At 46.1% G+C, this 13880-nt stretch carries 11 protein-coding genes and 1 pseudogene; 8 read left to right on the forward strand and 4 right to left on the reverse strand.

Annotated elements, in window-relative coordinates:
• The first annotated feature begins 78 nt into the window (after positions 1–78).
• Together PMG25_RS19205 and PMG25_RS19210 are read left to right on the forward strand one after the other, a co-directional pair.
• Positions 79–1281, forward strand: coding sequence for a tetratricopeptide repeat protein (locus PMG25_RS19205; RefSeq protein WP_283768509.1), 1203 nt, complete (start codon positions 79–81; stop codon positions 1279–1281).
• Positions 1274–2545, forward strand: a complete 1272-nt coding sequence (locus tag PMG25_RS19210; protein ID WP_283768510.1) for a uracil-xanthine permease family protein — start codon at positions 1274–1276, stop codon at positions 2543–2545. Before PMG25_RS19205 ends, PMG25_RS19210 begins: the two co-directional genes overlap by 8 nt.
• Positions 2546–2637: 92 nt before the next feature.
• Here PMG25_RS19210 and PMG25_RS19215 read toward each other — a convergent pair whose 3' ends face one another.
• A complete protein-coding gene (locus PMG25_RS19215; RefSeq protein ID WP_283768511.1) occupies positions 2638–3819 on the reverse strand; it encodes a pyridoxal phosphate-dependent aminotransferase in 1182 nt (393 codons plus the stop codon).
• A gap of 133 nt (positions 3820–3952) precedes the next feature.
• Between PMG25_RS19215 and PMG25_RS19220 the strand changes: the two genes are divergently transcribed.
• Together PMG25_RS19220 and PMG25_RS24540 are read left to right on the forward strand one after the other, a co-directional pair.
• On the forward strand, positions 3953–5797 hold the full coding sequence (locus PMG25_RS19220; RefSeq protein WP_283768512.1) for a tetratricopeptide repeat protein: 1845 nt from the start codon (positions 3953–3955) through the stop codon (positions 5795–5797).
• A 3-nt stretch (positions 5798–5800) separates the two neighbouring features.
• Positions 5801–5920 (forward strand): annotated as a pseudogene (locus PMG25_RS24540) (type II toxin-antitoxin system PemK/MazF family toxin); the annotation flags it as partial.
• Positions 5921–6324: 404 nt separating this feature from the next.
• Here the strand turns inward: PMG25_RS24540 and PMG25_RS19225 are convergent.
• Entirely contained in the window at positions 6325–7083 is a 759-nt protein-coding gene (locus PMG25_RS19225; RefSeq protein WP_283768513.1) for a class I SAM-dependent DNA methyltransferase, read from the reverse strand.
• A 95-nt stretch (positions 7084–7178) separates the two neighbouring features.
• The gene (locus tag PMG25_RS19230) at positions 7179–8342 is read right to left on the reverse strand and encodes a pyridoxal phosphate-dependent aminotransferase (protein ID WP_283768514.1); all 1164 of its coding nucleotides are present in this window, start codon (positions 8340–8342) and stop codon (positions 7179–7181) included.
• Positions 8343–8620: 278 nt separating this feature from the next.
• Here PMG25_RS19230 and PMG25_RS19235 point away from each other — a divergent pair, with 278 nt between their 5' ends.
• From PMG25_RS19235 to PMG25_RS19245, 3 genes are all read left to right on the forward strand, one after another.
• The gene (locus PMG25_RS19235) at positions 8621–8995 is read left to right on the forward strand and encodes a J domain-containing protein (RefSeq protein ID WP_283768515.1); all 375 of its coding nucleotides are present in this window, start codon (positions 8621–8623) and stop codon (positions 8993–8995) included.
• 9 nt (positions 8996–9004) lie between these two features.
• Positions 9005–9361 (forward strand): VOC family protein, encoded by a 357-nt coding sequence (locus PMG25_RS19240; RefSeq protein ID WP_283768516.1) that lies wholly within the window; start codon positions 9005–9007, stop codon positions 9359–9361.
• A 73-nt stretch (positions 9362–9434) separates the two neighbouring features.
• Positions 9435–10019, forward strand: a complete 585-nt coding sequence (locus PMG25_RS19245; protein ID WP_283768517.1) for a hypothetical protein — start codon at positions 9435–9437, stop codon at positions 10017–10019.
• 65 nt (positions 10020–10084) lie between these two features.
• Here PMG25_RS19245 and PMG25_RS19250 read toward each other — a convergent pair whose 3' ends face one another.
• Entirely contained in the window at positions 10085–12856 is a 2772-nt protein-coding gene (locus PMG25_RS19250) for a GAF domain-containing protein (RefSeq protein ID WP_283768518.1), read from the reverse strand.
• Positions 12857–13022: 166 nt separating this feature from the next.
• Here PMG25_RS19250 and PMG25_RS19255 point away from each other — a divergent pair, with 166 nt between their 5' ends.
• Complete coding sequence (locus tag PMG25_RS19255; RefSeq protein ID WP_283768519.1) at positions 13023–13868, forward strand: shikimate dehydrogenase; 846 nt, start codon at positions 13023–13025, stop codon at positions 13866–13868.
• The last annotated feature ends 12 nt before the right edge of the window (positions 13869–13880 follow it).

Raw genomic sequence — 13880 nt, forward strand, 5'->3', positions numbered from 1 at the left:
CAATAGATAATGAGTAACTTTTTATTTTTAACTGATAATGGGGAATCATGAAGGGGAAATCAATACTCGGTTATAGCTATGTGGAAACGGTTTTGGCGGTCTTTGATCCAATGGATTCAGGGGTTATGGAGCAAGTTATTTGGCGATCGAGGAGAGTCAGAGGCCGTCAAAGAGAAGGAGCCGCAACCCCCCCTCGATCATGCGGGATATGAATTTGTGTTTATGCAACTGTTGGAAGGCGTTCATCAGGGATGGCAAGAGCCGCAGGTGCAGCAGTATTTGAGTAAGTTGTCCGATCGCACCACGCAAGACGGATGGCTGAATTGGTTGACTGAGTTTGGCGATCGCCTCTTGGAAAATCCAGTTCCCAATCACCAATTGGCTTCCCGGATGTTGAAGTTGGGGGAACTTGAACTGGGGGTGATTGGCCAAAAATCAACTCAAGTGGGGCGATCGCTGTTGCAAAAAACCTTTACCCCCGAAACCGTACAACCGATGACGGCTGAAGCGCAGGATCTATTTTATCAAGGCAATGCTTTGTATGAAAAGAAACAGTACAATCAGGCCTTGTCCCTTTGGGATCGAGCCTTGGCAGTCAAGCCCGATTTTTATCAAGTTTGGACGAATCGCGGCGTAGCCCTCAATCAACTCAAACGATATGAAGAGGCATTAGGCAGTTACGATCAGGCTTTGGCAATTAAGTCAGATTATGATATGGCCTGGAGTAATCGGGGGGTAGCCCTGAGAAATTTAGGCCGCTATCAGGAAGCGTTGGAGAGTTACGAACAAGCCCTCAAGCTACAGCCCAATGCTTTCGATCCTTGGCTGAATCGAGGCACAGTCTTAAGTGGGTTTGACCGGTTCGAGGAAGCCCTACAAAGTTTTCAGAAGGCCACAGAAATTCGCCCAGAAGCCTTTCAAGGGTGGGTCGGACAAGCGCGAATCTTAACCGGTTTGCAACGCTATGAAGAGGCGATCGCCGCTTGGGATGAGGTCATTGCTCGCCAGGAGGCCTTGGCTGATGCTTGGCAACAGAAAGCACGTTCTTTATATGCACTAGAACGCTATGAAGAAACCATTATCTGTTGTGAGCGAGCATTGCAATTAGAACCGGAACATCTAGAAACCATTTCCTATTGGAGTAAAGCCCAAGCCCGATTAAGTGGTTTAGCCGCTCAACAACAGGAGAGCCAAACCCAGGAACAACCGTTACAATCAGAGCCAGAATTAGAACCCGAAGGAAACAGCAGCGAGTCTTCAGGAGGAAACACGGATGACTGAACCCCCTAATCCTAACCCGGAAGTTCAAAAAACACAGATCGATCGCACCGCCTATCAATTCAGTTGGCGCTATTTTCCCCTCGGCGCTCAAATCCTCTGTATTGCCTTTGGAGCCTTAGTTTTAGTCCCCATTTTAACCGGATTAAATCCTAATGTTGCCCTATTGACCGCCGGTTTAGGAACCCTGGTTTTTCAATGGGTAACGGGGGGCAAAGTACCGGTTTTTCTCGCCTCTTCCTTTGCCTTTATTGCCCCCATTCAACTGGGGGTAGAAAAATATGGTTTAGCTGAAACCTTATCGGGATTAATGGCTGCGGGTATCGTCTATTTACTCTTAAGTATATTAATTGTATGGCGCGGTTCCGGTTTTTTGCTGCGGCTGTTACCTCCCGTGGTGACGGGGCCGGTGATTATGGTGATTGGTCTATCCCTTGCCCCCATCGCCATTGGTATGGCATCGAATGCAGGGGAAGGATACAGCGAAGGAGCTGCTCTAGCGGTTTCTGGTAGTGCCTTACTCGCTACATTATTAACCGTCTTATTCAGTCGGGGATGGTTGAAATTAGTGCCCATTTTAGTGGGTTTACTCGTCGGTTATCTGGTGGCTTTTCCGTTCGGCATGGTCGATTTAACGGCGATCGCCCAAGCTCCCTGGTTTGCACTGCCCCAATGTACCTTACCCAAGTTCCATTTACCCTCCATTCTCTTTATTGTTCCTGTGGCGATCGCCCCTGCCATTGAGCATTTTGGCGATATCCTTACCATTAGCGCAGTCGCTCAAAAAGACTACTTGCGAGACCCCGGTATCCATCGCACCCTCCTCGGAGATGGTTTAGCCACCAGTCTAGCGGCCTGTTTCGGCGGCCCCCCCAATACCACCTACTCCGAAGTTACCGGAGCCGTTGCCCTGATTAAAATCTTTAATGCCGGCATCATGACTTGGGCCGCAATTTTGGCAATTTTACTGGCTTTTGTGGGTAAACTAGGAGCCTTTTTGCGCTCCATTCCCGTACCCGCCATGGGCGGAATTCTGGTGATTTTGTTCGGTACAATTATCGTTGTGGGGATGAATAGCTTAGTACGCTCCGGAGAGGATTTAATCAAGCCTCGCAATTTAATTATTGTAGCCATTATCCTAGTGTTTGGAGTCGGCGGACTGAGCCTCAAAGCCGGAGAATTTGCCCTAGAAGGAATTGGTTTAGCCGGTATTTTTGGTGTCCTCCTCAATTGGCTCTTACCCGAATCCCCCGAACATTCTAGTTAACCGATTTATAGCGCTTCGCGCGGCAGAAGGGTAATTGATTACCAACTTTCTTACTCATTACCCATTACCCATTACTCCTTACCCATTACTCATTACCAGCGTGGAGCGCTCTCAAGGGTGACAACTGCTTCTCGAATACGCTCTAGGGCAAGTTGGAGCTTATCTAAAGAGGTGGCATAGGAAAGACGTAAATAGCCTTCTCCCTGTTCTCCAAAAGCAGTTCCGGGTAAGAGGGCAACCCCAGCTTGATGAAGGAGATAATCTGCTAAACCTTGACTGTTTAAGGGCAATTCTTTGATATTGGGAAACACATAAAATGCGCCTGGTGGGGTGAGACAGTGGATACCAGGAATGTCATTGAGTCCAGCCACGAGAATATCGCGCCGATTTTGGAAAGATTTGACCATTTCTTGTACTGAATCTTGGGAACCTTGCAAGGCTGCAATACCGGCTTTTTGGATAAAGGTACAGGTACAGGAATTAGAATTGAGCATGAGTAATTCTAAGGCGCTGATTAAATGTTGGGGAATTACGCCATAACCTAAACGCCATCCCGTCATAGAGTAGGTTTTAGAAAAGCCATCGACTAATAGGGTTCGATCTGCCATTCCCGGTAAACTGAGGAGACTGTGGTGAGGATGATCGTATAAGAGGCGAGAATAGATTTCGTCAGCGAGGATATAAAAGTTATGTTTAAGGGCTAAATGGGCGATCGCCTCTAAATCTGCTAAAGGTAAAAATCCTCCGGTAGGATTATGGGGGGAATTGAGGATCAATACCTTGGTTTTGTCGGAAATCAGCCCCTCTAAGTCTTCCACGCGAAAGCTAAATTCCCGCTCTTCCACTAAGGGTAAGGGAATGGGACAACCTTGGGCGAACTGGATCACGGAGCGATAGGTGGGAAAACCCGGATCGGGATAGATGACTTCATCCCCAGGATTAACCACCGCTAAAATCCCGAAAAAGAGTAAGGGTTTGGCTCCTGGAGTGATGATAATGCGATCGCTCCCCACCTCGATCTTGCGCGTTTCGCTCATATGAGCGGCGATCGCCTCCCGCAGTTCTGGCAACCCTAACGTTAAACTATAGCCGGTATATCCCTGGGCGATCGCCTCAGTTGCCGCTTGGCAAATATGAGCAGGTGTCGGAAAATCCGGTTGACCAATTTCTAAATGAATAATATCCCGACCTTGCGCTTCTAAGGCTTTCGCTTTAGCTAAAACCTCAAACGCAGATTCTGATAACAATCCTCCGATGCGCTCTGCTTGATGCATAAACCGATCTCCTAAATTATGGTTTTTCCTATTCCCTATTCTCTATTTCCCATCAGATCATATCCTGATCTCCATCCAAAACTCCGTATCAAGGAATAGCGCATGGAGATGAATGGGAGTGGATGCTATGCGGATGTCAACCGTTGCCCTTGTTACATTAGCGGCCTTGATCGCACCAGAATTTCGGTCTTCGTCCGATCTAAGCCAAGCTCCAATTGAACCGATAGGAGATACAGGCACACCTGAAAAACCGGATTTAGACCCTAAATTTATTGATTCTATTGTGCAACAGGTAATGCCCGTTGCCCTCGCTTCTATTAGTCCTCCGGAAGTCGTTCCTCCGGTAACAGAATCTATCGATGAACCCTTCGATCGCACGTCCCTCTCTCAGCAAGACATCCAGCACCTGAAAACCTTAATTTCCCAGGTCGTTGATACCTCCATTGCCCAAGAAAATTTAGCCTTAGTCGGAGGGGACGATCGCCTGCCGAAAATTGAAGGAACCATTACCGTCTTAAACTTATTGATGGTCTTAATCATCAGTATGCCGGTAATGGCGGTGACTTTGTTTTGGTTCATCCGAGGTTGGGTTGTTCAAGATTTAGTCAAACTGATCCATTCTCAATTGGAAGGATTTAGCGATTTAGATCGAGATTTAAAAGATTATCACTTAAAAGCCGATGATTGGATGGGCGAGTTATACCGCCATCTCAATTTATATAAACAACATATTCGTGATGAGTTCACCACAGTTCACGAGCAGTCCCAACAGTCTCAGATTTCCCTAGAAGAACTCGATAAAATTAAGCGGCAAATGATGCGCCAGTTTCAGGAAATGTTAGCGGAAGCCAAAGCGGAAAAAGAGAGTTTATTTCAGGACATTTCCCAAACTCGCCCGTCCCAAATGTTGGAAGCTTTGCCCGTCAATTTGTCGTCTGAAGTCCCTGAATTTTTCCCTTCTCAGCTCAACCGCAGGGTGGTTCCAGATTCACCCCAGTCTGCACCTGCGGTGAACCCGGAAGAGCTGACAATGGAGGATTATTTACAGCAAGCCCAGCAATTAACGGCAGTTCATCGTTATGAGGATGCGATCGCGGCTTATCATAAGGCTCTTGAATGGCTCCCAGATTCCTATGAAACTTGGTTAGAGATTGGCAAACTCTATGTCAAACAACAAAACTATTATCAAGCCATGGAAGCCTATCAAAAAGCGATTGATCTTGATGAAAATCGAGATGAGGCTTGGTATAATTTAGGGAATACTCTCAGTAAATTAGAACACTATATTCGCGCTCTAACCGCCTACGATCGCGCCCTGTCCATTCATCCGGGACGTTATGAGGCTTGGTATAATCAAGGCAGCATTTTAGCCAAGTTAGGGCGTTATGCAGAGGCGATCGACTCCTACGATCGCGCCTTGATTTTACGCCCCCAAAGTTGGGAAGCCTGGTATCATCGTGGCAATTTATTGGGATGGATCGGAGAGTATGAAAAAGCTATCCTTTCCTATGATAAATCGGTCAATCTCAATTCTCAGCATAGCGACTCTTGGTATAAGCAAGGGTTAGCCTTAGCAAAATTGAGTCGCCATCAGGAAGCCCTCGCCTGTTATGACATTGCGGTGTCTTTGGGCAAAGAGACGGAAGGGTTATGGCGCAATCGTGGGGTTACCCTGGAAGGCTTAAATCGATATGAGGAGGCGATCGCATCCTATGAACAAGCTTTAGGTATTCAACCAAAAATGATCGATTTATGGTTAAGAATTGCCCATCTTTTAGATCACCTCAATCGCCCAGAACAAGCCCTAGAAACCTACGATCATATTTTGTCGATTCAACCCAATCATGCAGAAGCCTTGAAACTCAAAGGCAACATTTTAGTTGAATTTCACCACTATCAAGAAGCGGTAGATTCCTTTACTCAAGCTCTTGAAGCGCAAAAAATGGGTACTCGTGCCTTGCAAGTTTCTACCCAGTAATGTCAAGGGTCTGAACAAGCAGGGATTCGTCCTGTGATTATCTTCCAACATGATCTGGTTTCTCAGTTTTCTACAACAACTCTGGCTATTCCCCTAACAACCAATCAACGTCGTGCTACCTTATGAGTTGTGCAACAGGAAACGCCCTCTCCCTAATCCCTCTCCCGTGCTAATCCTGTAGGGGTTTAATGGAACTACAATTTGGTATGTAGGGGCGTTTCATATCGCGTTGGCGTAGCCTGCGCGGAGCGCATAGCGAAACGGCCGGAAAGCCCCTACAGATTATCAATACACTCTAGGGAGTGCGTAGCGTGTCCGCAGTGCGAGCATCTTGCTCGCTGCTTTTCTCTAGCGAGCAAGATGCTCGCACTCCTTTCTATTCCTCTTCTGTCACTTTCGGAAAAAAAGGGGGGGGGTGAAACCCTTACTCCTCTTGTGTCACTCTTGGAGAAAAAATCTTGAGGGCGATCGCCAATAGAGTAGGGTGAACATTACCAGCCCTACCACTTGACTTGAAACTTGATCTTCTATTTCGAGACTTTTTCACAGCGATAAAAGAGTTGTCCCTGCCAAAAATGTTTTTTGATTTCACCACTATCATATCCGACATAGGCTTTATCTTTAACAGAGAAGCCCGATTGGGTCAGCAAAAACCGCATTTCTGCATCTGAGAAGCCATGAACCCATCCTGCCACCTCTTGGTTATTAAGGGATAAAGAAAAATAAAGATCTCCCCTGCTCATAGAGGAAGACAAAACTGAAGTGATATATGTCCGTAAAATCGAAAAAAATGACTTCTTGTAATTCAATCCTTCCCCCATATGCCACTGGTTCATGACATCAATAAACAAAAGTCCGTTATGTTTCAATTTTTTTCTAAACTGGGTTAGTGCTTGTAATCTTTGTGTTTGATCGGCAAGATAACCAAAAGAGTTAAAAAGACACAGGATGACATCAAACGATTCATTATCGAAGGGCAGGTCAGACATATCAGACACTATAACTTTGTCTAGATTGCGGCTTTGAGCAAGGCTGACCATTTGGGGAGAGATGTCACATCCGTAAACAACCGATTCCTTTAAGCTTAATTTGTATTTTTCTGTTCTCTGACCTGTCCCGCAACCAACATCGAGAATTTTTAATGGGTTGTTGTTAATTGTCTGTAAATGTCCCAAGATTAAATTGTCAATTGATTGTAAATACACTTGTCGATTGAGGCTTTTTTGATCGTAGCGATCGGCTAATGTATTAAAGTGATTGACAACAATTTTGGGGATTTTTTCCATTCAGATTGTTCCTTGAATATGATTTTGAAAAATTAAGCTAGTAGGGTGGAAATTGCCCCACCTACTAGCTTGGCAAGCCTAACAATAGGCCACTATTACAGAGTTTGTACAAATTTACTTAACCGCTCCATGCCTTTTTCGATGGAAGTCATATCGGTGGCATAGGAGAGGCGAATATGATCGTCTGCACCAAAGGCAACACCGGGAATGGTGGCTACATTGTAGTTATCGAGGAACTGATTGCAAAAATCGGTGGATTTGAGACCCGCTTCACCAATGTTGACGTAGACATAAAACGCGCCTTTCGGTTCGGTAACTGATAATTTGGGGATGGCTTGAATGCGCTCGATAATGACTTTGCGCCGTTCATCGAAAGCAAGGCGCATTTTTTCTACACAGTCTTGGGAAGATTCTAAAGCGGCGATCGCCCCATATTGGGCAAAAGTACAAACATTCGAGGTACTATGACCTTGAATGGTATTGCACGCCTTAATCAGCTCTACGGGGGCAGCTAGATAGCCCACCCGCCAACCAGTCATGGAATAGGCTTTGGCAAACCCATTACTAATAATGCTGCGTTCAAAGGCTTCTGGACTCGCTGCACCAATACTCAGATGAACGGCTCCATCATAGAGAATTTTTTCATAAATCTCGTCAGAGACCACCCACAGGTTATTTTTAACCACCACTTCCGCTAAAGCCTTGATTTCCTCTGGACTGTAGACCATTCCCGTGGGGTTCGAGGGGGAGTTGAGAACAAAGAGTTTGGTATTGGGGGTAATGGCGTTTTGCAGTTGTTCTGGGGTGATTTTGTAGCCCGTTGCTGCATCGGTAGTCACTAAAACCGATTTTCCTCCCGCTAAAGCCACCATTTCCGGATAACTCACCCAATAGGGAACCGGAATAATCACCTCATCTCCCGGTTCAATCAAGGCCATCATCAGATTATAGAGGGAATGTTTACCGCCATTGGTGATAATGATATTTTCCGGTTTGTAGTTGAGCGTGTTATCTTTCTGTAACTTTTCGGCGATCGCCTCTTTCAGTTTCGGTTCTCCTGACGCTGGGCCATATTTGGTTTTTCCCTCATTCAGAGCTTTTTGTGCAGCCGCTTTAATATGATCGGGGGTATCAAAGTCCGGTTCTCCCGCACTAAAGCTGCACACATCTAACCCCGAAGCCTTCATTTTCTTGGCTTTAGCGCTGATGGCTAGGGTTAATGACGGGGTTACTTGTGCCACACGAGATGCTAACTTCATGGTTGCTCCAGATCCTTCGTTTTATATTGATTAAGGGCGATCGCCAACTGTCTATTCTGGCAGAGAATTTCACATTGCCCGTAGAGATTCAACTTTTTTTAGCCTTTGAGTTTGTAACGCAACTCTTACATTCGGTAATCAGAGTTACTAATACTTGTGTGAAGTTTATTTAAATAAAACCTGGAAACGCAATGTTTTTTTAACTGATGTGTGCAAAGTCCCTGAATTGACGGAATTTGTTGCACACTGTTGTTTATCTCTCGACAGGAGTTGTCGTTATGCGTCACTTACATCACTGTTATCAGATTTTAGAAGTGGCCCCTAACGCTAGTTTTGAGGAAATTCACCAAAGCTACAAGGATTTAGTCATGGTCTGGCATCCAGACCGTTTTGTTCATAATCCCCGCCTCTATCACAAAGCTCAAGAAAAAATTAAACAATTGAATGGAGCTTATGAGCAACTGAGGTTGAAACAAACTCCAGTGATGGCATCGGTACACCATGAGGATTATGGATGGGCCAGGTCAACCCCCTCTGAGCCAGGAGCATACCACGAATCGGGCTTTTCACAAGCAAGAAGAGACGATTATAACCGGGTATTAGATGACTATATTCGCCAGCATAGTCGGGATCTGCAAAACTGGTTAGATTAGTGAGGCAAGATGGTTTCCGAACTCTGGGTGACATTAGCCACGGAAAATTTAGGAGAGTTACAAGAGTTTTACTCTCGTTTGCTGGGAACTCAAGCAGAGGGAGAAATTCCAGGGGTGTATGCGGAGTTTGTGGTTGGGGGACTGCGCTTGGGGTTATTTCAACCGCGCGATCGCCAGGAATTTCGCTCATCTACTCCAGGAGCAATGAGCTTATGTTTAGAAGTCGAGGATATTCACGAGGCGATCGCTCTCCTGAGCAAAATCGGTTATCCTCCCCCTGGAAAGATTCAAAAGGCTTCCCATGGCCAGGAAATCTATGGCTACGATCCCGATGGGAATCGGTTGATTGTTCATCAAAATCTGTAATATTCCTTAAGACATTAGCAACCAAGGACTCTTACAATAAGTAAAGCCGTGACTCTATTCCCTGTCTATTAAAATGGTATCCAACTCCCCAGCCACCTCTTACCGAATTCTCAGCGATCGCAGCCAATATAAACCCTGTCGGATTAACGTCCCCGATCTCGATCATCCCATTGCTGCCATCCGCGTCAACGAAATCTACTATAGTTTATTTCAGGTCATTCCAGACAGCCAACGCGCCGAAACCATCGCCGAACGCCTCAGTAAACGGGGAGATGAAGTCATTATGACCTCAACTCCCAAAGGGAGCGCAGTTTGGGTCAAAGAAGCTCAAGGGTCACCCGTGTCCCGTTCCGCCAAGAAATCTCAGAAAGCTCCAACCTCTGCCAACCCTCCTGAACCTCCCTATAAAATTCTCAATGCTTCCGATGCCTATCAACTGGGATATATTCAAGTTCCTGACTTAAATGATTCCCTAGAAGCGCTCCAATTTGAGAACCAATATTACAGTCTATTTAAGAGTTTTTCCGATATTCATCAAGCCTCTGAAATAGCTTTGCGTCTAGCCCAGAAGGGGGATAAACTCTTGATCCTCCCCAATCCTCCCCAATATACCCTATGGATTTTCGAGCCAGATGCTAAGTGGTTAGCTTCTCAGTAGACAGTAATCAGTAGACAGTAATAGGAAAACAACGGTTTACCCATTACCAGTGGGTCGCGCTACCTTTAACTGTCTTCCAAAATTCCCGGTAACACTTCCCCCACTTGGGCATTTAACACTTCCACATCCTCTTGATCTTTGACACTAAAACTGGTCTTAAATTGCTCTGGTGCTTGGGGCCAAGTGCTGGGATCGTAGGCTGGAAACTGTCCGGGTTTGCGCTTATTGACTAACTGGGTTACTCCCAAGGTTTGTCCATCCTTAGATAATACGGGAATACAGAGCAAACTAGAGGTGCGATAGCCCGTTTTTTTATCCGTTTGTTGGGCAATTTCCGATCCGGGATAATCGTATAGATCAAAGGGAATATTTAAGGGTTGTCCATTCATGGCAACCCGCCCCGCAAACCCTTCTCCCATAGGAATGCGAATATCAATTAAGGAGCCATTACTTTGAGGCAGTTTTGTCCATAATTGTTTATTGGCTTGATCGATAAGCCACAGGGTAGAGCGGTCTGCATCCGTTAAGGTTTTAGCCGCTTGCATCACATTACGAATGATTTCTTCTGCGGAACTACTGCTGTTTCTGATCAGATTAATGGCCTGAGTTAACGGATCGACGCTCAGACCTGATTTTTTCAAGTTGGGAATGTCGGTGTAGAAAGATTGGAAGCCTTGGAGAATGGGAGTAATGAATTGGGTATACTCCCGCAGGCGATCGGCATCGGTGCGGTTAAAGCCTTTGGGATCGAGACGACCCTCAGTTTGTTTATTAAATAAACGCACAACGGCGACTAATTCTTTCTGATCGCTGATCAAGGGGAAAAGAAATAATTGGCTATAGTTGGCAAGTTTTCCCGCGCCTTGAATGACGAGGGGATCGGATAAGTTTCCCAGTTTATTGGTTCCCTTGAAATCTTGGGTGCTGACAATAGTCTTCGCTAACCCCTGCTCAGTCGAAATAGTAATCAATTTCGGCATTTTCTGAGCATCTAAGACCACAGACCAAAATTGATTGCGACTAGAATCGAGAATAAATAAAGTTGATTTAGCGACTCCGATCGCCCGTTCTATAGAGGTATGCAAGGGTTGGAGAAAATGGGCTAAAGAATGATAAGCGGCTTCCTGGTTCGAGGCTCGATCTAGCTCCATCTGGCTCAACAGGACTAAGCTTTGATGGGTGACCTCAAGGGGATTTATTTTAGCTTGTTTTTTCAAACTTTCATGGCTTCTAATGAACTGGAGCAACACGGCTACCCGTTCATTAAATAACTGCATGGTTTGCTGATCGTTGCGGTCGAAACTGGCTTTTAAATAATCGGGAACTGCCGGCCAGTCGTCTTTGTTATATTCGGGATGATTACCGGGTTTGCGCTTATTGACTAATTGGGTTACACCGAGTAATTCTCCTTCTGGACTTTCAATGGGCATACAGAGTAAGCTACAAGTCCGATAGCGAGTTTGGGCATCGGTGCGTTTGGCATTTTCCGCATTGGGGTCGTTGTAGAGGTCAAAGGGAATATTGAGGGTGTGTTTGGTTTGGGCAACTTCACCAACAAATCCCACACCAATAGGACAGCGAATTCTGCCTTTTCCGGGTAACTCTGTCCATAAATCCCCCGCTTGGGAGTCGTGCAACCATAGGGTGGAGCGGTCAGCATTCATCAGTTTTTTGGCTGTATTCATCACCCGATGTAACACCGTTTGGGTATCCAGATTCACCTGGTCGAGCGATCGCGTCGCTTCCGTAAGTGCCGCCGTTGCCCGTAATTTTTTCGTTGCTTTGTACGACGATTGACACGCTTGCAGAATTTGACGAATGGGAAGCACGCACTTCACCAGGCGCTCTAAATCTTTGCGGGTAAATCCTTGTGCTGAACGGGATGGACTATTGGGCAATTTTGGCTGAATTTTATTGAGCAATTGAATTACGGCCACCACATTCTTTTGCTCATCTAAAATAGGAAAGGCTAAAATATTGCGAGTGCGATAATTATACTTTTGATCGTATTCTTTCACTAACTTACATCGCGGGTCTTCATAGACATTGTTAGGAATATTAATCACCCGCTTCATTTTGGCCACTCCTCCGGCTATCCCTTCCCCCACCCGCACGTGAATATCCAGAAATTCACCCTGTTCATTTTGAGCCACTAAAGACCATAATTCTGTTTTCTCATCATTGAGCAAAAAGATCGTTGTGCGCTCGGCTCGGAGCAACTGGCCCACCGTAGAAGTCACATCTCGCAGCACTTCATACAGGGCTTGAGCTGATTGATGGCCTTCTTCAGGGGTTTGGCCCTCGGAGAGAAAGTCTACTTGAGAAACCAGTAATTTACGCTCAAGTTGGGTAAAGGTTTTCAAGAATTCGCTTTCATCAACTTCTAACTCCGTTTCAATGGTTTCCATCGCCTGGGCGACCCATTGGGCATTAAAAATAGCAGCATAGATCCGGTTATGAATCGATAACCGCCCTTCTTCGCGCATCACTAACCCCATCGTCCGTAATTCGCGCTGTTCTGGACTTTCATTGGCCGGTATTCCTTCGTCTGCCAACACTCGTTTATAGAGTCTAAGCAAGTTCAAGGTTGCCGGTTGCGGTTGTAAGAGGCGATCGCGAATGTTGCGTAAATGCTTTAATTCTTCATGGTTTTCCCAATTCTCGATTAATTCCCGTTGTACTAACTGAGAAATCCATGCTTCTTCACGACCGACCATCGGCGTATCTTCCGCATCAGCAATCACCTGGCACACCTTAATCGTCAGCAGGGGATGGGCAGAAGTCCAGAAAAACACCGTAGAAATTAGAGTGCGATAGTTCCGGGTTTTGGCTTTCATTGCCCTGGCCAAATCGAGGCCAGTAGCGTATTTGGAAGAAGGACTCAGGGAGTGGCTCTCATTGGCGATCATATTGTACAACCTGATCTGAACGGATTTAGCTATGCAATCAATCTCAATGATACCCTGATTGTACAAGGCCTTCTTTTGGCGAGAGATTAAACCGATGCACGAGATTCAAGGAACCACCCGTTTACTGGGCATTATTGGCAATCCGATTAAGCATTCGCGATCGCCTGTGATGCAAAATGCTGCCCTTTCCCATCTTGGCGCTGATTATGTTTATGTGCCCTTCCCTGTCACCCAAGAACAATTGGACGTTGTTCTAGAAGGGTTTAAGGCGGTTGGCGTGGTTGGGTTTAATGTGACGATTCCCCATAAACAGGCGATCGTGCCCTATTTATCCCAGGTTTCTCCTGTCGCTCAAGCTGTAGGCGCAGTGAATACGGTTTGGCGCACGGAGCGGGGATGGGAAGGAACCAATACGGATGTGTTGGGATTTATTGCACCTTTGAAAGAAGAGCGCCAGAGGTGGTCAGAATCACAAGTAGTGATTTTAGGGAATGGGGGATCGGCCCGAGCCGTGGTTGCCGGGTGTTTGGAGCTAGGGGTTAAGCAGGTGCATGTGGTGGGGCGCAATTTGGAACGCTTGCAAGCCTTTCAAAAGAGTTGGTCAAGTCCTTTAATGATTCATCAATGGCATGAGTTACCGGATCTGCTCTCTGAGACAACCTTGTTGGTGAATACGACTCCCATAGGCATGTCTCCCAATGTTCATCAGACTCCGGTAGAGCGGGATCTGTTGGCTCGATTGCCCAAGGGAGCCATACTCTATGATTTGATTTATAATCCCCGTCCGACTCGATTTTTGGAGTTAGGGCGATCGCTCGATTTTCTGACCATTGATGGCACAGAAATGTTAGTCCAGCAAGGAGCAGCCGCTCTGCAACTGTGGCTCGATGAACCGGTTCCTGTCGGGGTGATGCGTCAGGCACTTTTAGATGCTCTGTAGTGAGGCAATAGG

Source organism: Roseofilum capinflatum BLCC-M114 (assembly GCF_030068505.1).
GTDB lineage: Bacteria > Cyanobacteriota > Cyanobacteriia > Cyanobacteriales > Desertifilaceae > Roseofilum > Roseofilum capinflatum.

Excerpts from the sequence above, each read along its gene's own strand:
- PMG25_RS19235 (WP_283768515.1), top strand. The coding sequence starts at position 8,621 with ATGCGTCACTTACATCACTGTTATCAGATTTTAGAAGTGGCCCCTAAC.
- PMG25_RS19240 (WP_283768516.1), top strand. The coding sequence starts at position 9,005 with ATGGTTTCCGAACTCTGGGTGACATTAGCCACGGAAAATTTAGGAGAG.
- PMG25_RS19250 (WP_283768518.1), bottom strand. The coding sequence starts at position 12,856 with ATGAAAGCCAAAACCCGGAACTATCGCACTCTAATTTCTACGGTGTTT.
- PMG25_RS19205 (WP_283768509.1), top strand. The coding sequence starts at position 79 with ATGTGGAAACGGTTTTGGCGGTCTTTGATCCAATGGATTCAGGGGTTA.
- PMG25_RS19225 (WP_283768513.1), bottom strand. The coding sequence starts at position 7,083 with ATGGAAAAAATCCCCAAAATTGTTGTCAATCACTTTAATACATTAGCC.
- PMG25_RS19245 (WP_283768517.1), top strand. The coding sequence starts at position 9,435 with ATGGTATCCAACTCCCCAGCCACCTCTTACCGAATTCTCAGCGATCGC.
- PMG25_RS19210 (WP_283768510.1), top strand. The coding sequence starts at position 1,274 with ATGACTGAACCCCCTAATCCTAACCCGGAAGTTCAAAAAACACAGATC.
- PMG25_RS19220 (WP_283768512.1), top strand. The coding sequence starts at position 3,953 with ATGTCAACCGTTGCCCTTGTTACATTAGCGGCCTTGATCGCACCAGAA.
- PMG25_RS19215 (WP_283768511.1), bottom strand. The coding sequence starts at position 3,819 with ATGCATCAAGCAGAGCGCATCGGAGGATTGTTATCAGAATCTGCGTTT.
- PMG25_RS19230 (WP_283768514.1), bottom strand. The coding sequence starts at position 8,342 with ATGAAGTTAGCATCTCGTGTGGCACAAGTAACCCCGTCATTAACCCTA.
- PMG25_RS19255 (WP_283768519.1), top strand. The coding sequence starts at position 13,023 with ATGCACGAGATTCAAGGAACCACCCGTTTACTGGGCATTATTGGCAAT.